Origin of the sequence: uncultured Mailhella sp., from assembly GCF_944324575.1 — a bacterium.
GTDB lineage: Bacteria > Desulfobacterota > Desulfovibrionia > Desulfovibrionales > Desulfovibrionaceae > Mailhella.
Genome location: NZ_CALUWV010000147.1, coordinates 1 through 3,659, shown reverse-complemented (window position 1 = coordinate 3,659; position 3,659 = coordinate 1). Strand labels below are relative to the sequence as shown.

3 protein-coding genes and 1 pseudogene are annotated in these 3,659 nt (G+C 62.7%); all 4 read left to right on the top strand.

Annotated elements, in window-relative coordinates; translation table 11 throughout:
* A partial coding sequence (locus tag Q0J81_RS10805) for a molybdopterin cofactor-binding domain-containing protein (protein WP_294447838.1) occupies positions 1-775 on the top strand: 775 nt, incomplete at its 5' end.
* Positions 776-876: 101 nt separating this feature from the next.
* Positions 877-3,213, top strand: coding sequence for a pyridine nucleotide-disulfide oxidoreductase/dicluster-binding protein (locus Q0J81_RS10800; protein WP_294447837.1), 2,337 nt, complete (start codon positions 877-879; stop codon positions 3,211-3,213).
* A 36-nt stretch (positions 3,214-3,249) separates the two neighbouring features.
* Positions 3,250-3,465 carry a DVU_1557 family redox protein gene (locus tag Q0J81_RS10795; RefSeq protein ID WP_294447836.1) on the top strand — a complete coding sequence of 72 codons (216 nt, stop codon included), beginning with the start codon at positions 3,250-3,252 and terminating at the stop codon, positions 3,463-3,465.
* A pseudogene (locus tag Q0J81_RS10790) lies at positions 3,466-3,659 on the top strand (SAM-dependent methyltransferase); the annotation flags it as partial.

Sequence of the window (3,659 nt, the reverse complement as noted above, 5' to 3'; positions counted from 1 at the left end):
CCACGGTCAGGGCGCGGATTCCGGCGCCCAGTGCACGGCGCATGAAGCCCTGCGTCCTCTGGGCATCCATGTGGACGACATCCATCTCGTGCTCAACGACACCAGCAGGACCCCGAACTCCGGCCCCGCCGGCGGTTCCCGCTCTCAGGTGATGACCGGCAACGCCATTCGCGTGGCCTGCGAACAGCTCATCGAAGCCATGCGCAAGCCCGAAGGCGGCTTCTACACCTATGAGGAAATGAAGGCCGAAGGCCGCGACGTGCATCAGGACGGCAAGTGGACCGCTCCTGTGCAGGGCTGCGGCGAAAACTGCCAGGGCGATCCCTTCGCCTGCTACATGTACGGTCTGTTCATGGCCGAAGTCGCCGTGGACCTCGCCACCGGCAAGACCACGGTGGAAAAGATGACCATGGTGGCCGACATCGGCACGGTGGTGAACAAGCTTGTCACCGACGGTCAGATCTGGGGTGGTCTCGCCCAGGGCATCGGTCTCGCCCTCTCCGAAGACTATGAGGACATCAAGAAGCACAGCACCATGATCGGCGCCGGCATCCCCTACCCCAAGGACATCCCGGACAACATGCAGATCATCTATGTTGAGAGCAAGCGTCCCGACGGTCCCTTCGGTGCCTCCGGCACGGGCGAAATCCCGCTGTGCGGCCCGCACCCGGCCATCATCAACGCCATCTACAACGCCTGCGGCGTGCGCATCACGCACCTGCCGGCCTACCCTGAAAAGGTGCTCGCCGGTCTGAAGGAAAAGGCCGCCAAGTAACCTGAACCAGACTTCCGGGGTCGGAGAAGCGCGCCTTTTCCGGCCCCGCCCTTTTCTGTCCGGACATTGTCCGACAGTCTTTTCTTTTTTGAGGTACCACCGTGCTGGAACAAAGCCAACTGCATGCCATTGAGGCCCGCTGCACCCAGGAAGCCGCGCCCCGCTGCCGCACCGCCTGTCCGCTCGACATGGACGTGCGTGCCTTTCTTGAATGTCTGGCCGCGGGCAAGGATCGCGACGCCCGCAAGCTTCTGGAACGTCATCTTCCTCTGCCGGGCATCATGACCGCCCTGTGTGATCACCCCTGTGAAAACGCCTGTCTCAGGCGCGATTTCGGCGGCGGTCTTGCCGTGTCCTCTCTGGAAAAGTTCTGCATGAAAACGGTTTCCCCTCAGACAAAACCCCTCATCCGTCCCCCGAAGGCGCAAAAACTGGCTGTTCTCGGAGCGGGCCTTGCCGGTCTTGTCGCGGCCTTCGACATTTCCCGCAAGGGCTTTGCCGTCACCGTCTTTCACGAGGGACAGGCCGGGGACGCGCTGCTCTCGGCCTTTCCCGCCCTTGAGGACTCCGTCCTTGAAGAAGAACTGCGTTCCCTTGAAAAATTTCATGTAAGCTTCCGGCCCGCCTCACTCGACAAGACGCTTCTTGCCCGCTGCACGGAAGAGTTCGCAGCCGTTTTCGTGGACGCCCCAAGCTGCGCCTTTGCTCCCGCGCGCGACGACCTCGACGCTTCGACGCTGCTCTGGAAGGACAACGTCTGCTGCGGCGGATGGACAAGCGTCACGCCCACGGGTGCGCGCTATGCCTCGGCGTCGTCCCAGGCCGGAGAAGGACGTCGTGCCGGAATCACGCTTCAGCGCATTCTGACGGGTGTGTCCCTTGTTGCGGCTCGAGAGAGTGAAAACCGCGAGAACCGACTGCACACCCCGCTCGACGGCATGGAATCGCTGCCCCGCATCGTGCCCACAGGCGAATCCTACACGGAAGAAGAGGCGCGCCGTGAAGCGGACCGCTGCATACGCTGCTCCTGCATGCAGTGCGTGAAGGAATGTCCCTTCCTGCAGAAATACAGGGAATTTCCCCGTGTCTATGCGCGCAAGCTCTACAACAACGCCTCCGTAGTACGCGGCACGCGCACGGCCAACGTCATCATGAACGGCTGCGCCCTTTGCGGCCAGTGCGAGGTCATCTGCCCCGAACACTTCTCCATGGCGGATCTGTGCCTTGAATCCCGGCGCGACGCCGTAGAGCGCGACGTCATGCCTGCCTCGGCCCACGAGTTTGCCCTTGAGGACATGGCGCAGGCAAGCGGCCCGGAAAGCGCGTTTCTTCTGGAAGACCCGGCGCTTTCCGCCGCAGGCAAACACGCCGCGGCCATGTTCTTCCCCGGCTGTCAGCTTGCCGCCTCGCGCCCCGGCCAGGTGCTTGCCATGTACCGGTATCTTCGGGAAAAGCTGCCGGGAGGCGCCTCCCTCTACAGTTGCTGCTGCGGCATTCCTGCGTACTGGGCCGGTCGTGAAGCACTCTTCCAGGAACACGCCCAAAAGCTGCGCAGCGACTGGGAGTCATGCGGCAGGCCGGAAATTCTCGCGGCCTGTTCCTCGTGCATGACGGCCCTGAAAAAGGCCCTGCCCGACGCCGTGATCACGTCTCTGTGGTGCAGGCTTGATGCGCTCATGCCAGAGCCCTTCCCAAGCGCCGCACCCGAAGGCATGTGCGTGCAGGATCCCTGCGGAGCACGCTTCGACGCCGAATGGCAGAAGGCCGTGCGCTCTCTTGCCGCCAAGGCGGGCATCCGCGTGGAAGAACCGAAGCGTACCGGCGCGGAAAGCGCCTGCTGCGGCTACGGCGGACTGGTATGGAACGCGCAGCCCGACGTGGCGGACGCCATGGCGAAAAAGCGCGCCGGAGAATTCCCCCTTCCCGCGCTCACGTCCTGCATCATGTGTCACGACCGCTTTGCCGCGGAAACGGAAAGCTGGCATCTTTTCGACATTCTTCCACAGACGGCGCAGGAACATCATGCCGAAACCACGGCCCCCGGTCTTTCCGCCCGCCGCGCCGGCCGCGCGGCCCTGAAGGAAGCAGCCCTTGAGGAATTTCTCGGCGAAACGCCCGCTCTCCGGCACGACGAGGAGCCCATCGTTCTGCGCATTCCCGAAGACGTGCGTCAGGCCATGGAGCGCCGCTACATCCTTCGCCAGGACGTGGTGGCGGCCATTGCGGGCATAGAAAATACCGGCGCCAAGTTCCTCAACCGGGAAAACGGTCACATTCTCGGCTCATGGAGGCCGCGCAACGTGACCTTCTGGGTGGAATACACCGTTGATGACGACGGCATCTTCACGCTGGTGAAGGCATGGTGTCACCGCATGGTGGTGGCCGGCGCCATTCAGCCCGCAGAAAAAGTCATTCTGGAAGACAAGGTTCACGCGTAGGCGCGCCTTTTCCACAGCAATACGAGGTATGAACAGATGGCTCTGGAACCGAATTTCACGACGGACGACGGCGACTGGGTATGCGCGAAGTGCCATATACCGCTTGAGCAGATCAAGGTACAGGCGCTCTACATGCACAGTGCCTTCGACGTCATTCTTCCCCGCTGCCCCTCCTGCGGGCTGACGCTCATTCCCCAGTCTCTGGCGGAAGGCAAGATGGCGGAAGTGGAAGCCCTGCTGGAAGACAAATAGATGACCCGAACGAGCGTTCCCCTGTACGCCTCAAAAGCGTTTCAGCGCATTGCGGGCGACGTCTGGCGGCCCGGAGGCACGAATCTTACGCGCCATGCCCTCGATTTGTGCGCCTTTGCTCCGGGCGCGGACATTCTGGACGTCGGCTGCGGAAAGGGAGCAAGCCTTGTGCTTTTGCGCTCCCTCGGCCTGAA